Annotated in this window: 2 protein-coding genes; both read right to left on the reverse strand. The window is 59.8% G+C overall.

Annotation, left to right across the window (positions count from 1 at the left end; all coding sequences use genetic code 11):
• Nucleotides 1-220 precede the first annotated feature (220 nt).
• On the reverse strand, nucleotides 221-955 hold the full coding sequence (gene fdhD, locus ACI94_RS02040) for a formate dehydrogenase accessory sulfurtransferase FdhD (RefSeq protein WP_066958858.1): 735 nt from the start codon (nucleotides 953-955) through the stop codon (nucleotides 221-223).
• A gap of 515 nt (nucleotides 956-1470) precedes the next feature.
• A partial coding sequence (locus tag ACI94_RS02045) for a Coenzyme F420 hydrogenase/dehydrogenase, beta subunit C-terminal domain (RefSeq protein WP_286681034.1) occupies nucleotides 1471-2199 on the reverse strand: 729 nt, incomplete at its 5' end.

Genomic DNA, 2199 nt, shown 5'->3' on the forward strand with positions numbered 1-2199 from the left:
CCCCTGTCCCCTCCCCCCTAAATGCGATGCCCAGTGGGAATCCGTGCCGGGTGGAGCCACGGGGTATCAACACGTTTCAAGTTGTCCTGAAAAGATGGTGGGTTTTGGAGGAGCGAGAGTCCGAAGGACCGGATCTTGAGAAACTCGAAGAGTTTCGAGGTGCGGCGATTCGTAGGATCAGAGAGTGAAAAATTCGAAGAATTTCGAAAGGTTTCCCACCCTACGCCCCGCTACACCCCACAATCCTCTCCGGATGCGTATAGACCGCCATCTCCGGTGTCCTGGCAGAACCGACGATGCATAGGCCCGTCTCGTCTGCGATCTCGACGGCAAGCGCGGTCGGCGTGCCGGTGGAGACGAGCACCGGGATGCCGGCAACCAGGCACTTCCTGACCATCTCGGAGGTGATCGCCCCGGTGCTGGCGGCGACCATCCGGGAGAAGTCGAGTTTGTCCTGGAGTCCCCGGCCGATGACCCGGTCGAGTGCGTTGTGGCGGTCGAGATCTTCGAAGCGGGCGACGAGCCGGCCGTCCAGGGCGAGCAAAACCGCATCGAGCGGGTCGGGCGCCGAAAGGGCAGCGACGGCGGCCTCGATCTCGGGGATGGAGACCGCGAGATCGGAGTCGATTGTGGGCAGTTTCTGGGTGTCGATGTAGGAGACAGCCCCTCCGCACCCGGAGAGGATGGTCTTCTTTACGGTGCCCCTTCGGAAGGGATTCTTTGTGAGGACACTGATCCTATTCTCCTCGATCCTGACCGACTCGATCTCATCGGGGCTTTTGATGATCTCTTCGGTATAGAGGTAGCCAGTGATGAAGTCCTGAAACCCACCGGGGCTCAAGATCACGGTTGTCAGGTGGCGGCCATTGACGAAGATCGCAACCGGCGTCTCCTCGGCGGCATCACGGGCGATCTCTCCACCACCGATACGGATACAGGCAATTCTCTTGAACATGCTTCCTCACATCGTATTGACGCATTCCCGGAGAGCACCGGGCACTGCCCGGTGTGGGGCCGGTCATCCCATAAGAGATCTGCGGGGGTGAACTATATCCTGCCGGTCCCTTGATCGCGTTTGATATGGTGCGTCGTAAACTCTTACCGAGATTACGGAGAACGCTCTGCCCAACACCACCTCTCTATGTCACGAACGGCAATGAGGGACAGACGAACCTCATAGGTATTGCAGCAGTTCGGCCATCCGATCCCGCTTACCTCATTTATTCTCATGAGTCGAAAAACGGTATAAAAGAGGTTTTACCGGCTACCCCGGGGCGGGAGAGGATCGGGGAATCCGTCCGTCCCCGGGTATTGCCCAGGCAAATTCTTTTGTGCCCCGGCACGGGCACTTTCAGATTTTTATAGAACTCAAGATGCTCTTCGACGATCGATCACACACCCGATTGGACCCTCCCCGGGTCCGGTCAGGCTCCGGGCGCGAGCCCATCACAGCCTGCCGTGGCAAGGGGATTACTTGAATATGTCGAAGATCTGGTCGTCGCCGGTTGCAGTGAGCCGATCCCGCTCCGCCCGCTCCTCAACGAGCGCAAGCACTGGAAGATCCATGTTCACACCCGGGACGTGGCCGAACATCTTCTCCATCTCGGTCTGCAGGGCGTGCATATAGAGGGAGTTCGCGATCTCCATCGGGCAGTTCTCCTCACACTGGCCGCAGTTGACACATGAGTCAGCCACGTGAGCGTAGCGGATCAGGTGGAACATGAACGGCACGGGGAGAACGCCGGGCGCTACCAGGTAGGGCTTCTTCGTGCTGCACTCGACGCAGTAGCAGATCGGGCAGTTCTCGATGCAGGCGTAGCACTTGGTGCACCGGCTCGAGTCCTCCATGATCTTCTGGAGGCGCTCCTTGCCTTCCCCGAGGCTCTCGAAGTAGCGCGCCCGCCACTTGTCGCCGAGTTTGAGCATCGCGTTCTCGACCTTGCCGCGGATCTCGATACCCTTCGGGTTCGCGGGCTCGGTGGCGATCGCTCCTGCCTTCACGGCTGCATCGAGGAGGTTTGCCCCCTTCTCCGAGCAGACCTCGACAAAGGTCGCCTTGCCGGCCTTATCCCCGATGACACCCCAGTTTCCGCAGGCAAGATCGGCCTGGCGGGGGATCTTCATCTTGCAGCGGCGGCAGTTGCTGCGGCGGCCGTAGCCTTCTTCCTCGAGTTCGTCGATCGAGATGCCCTTGTGCTG

The sequence above is a fragment of the Methanoculleus sp. DTU007 genome (assembly GCF_001512385.1).
Taxonomy (GTDB): Archaea; Halobacteriota; Methanomicrobia; order Methanomicrobiales; family Methanoculleaceae; genus Methanoculleus; species Methanoculleus thermophilus.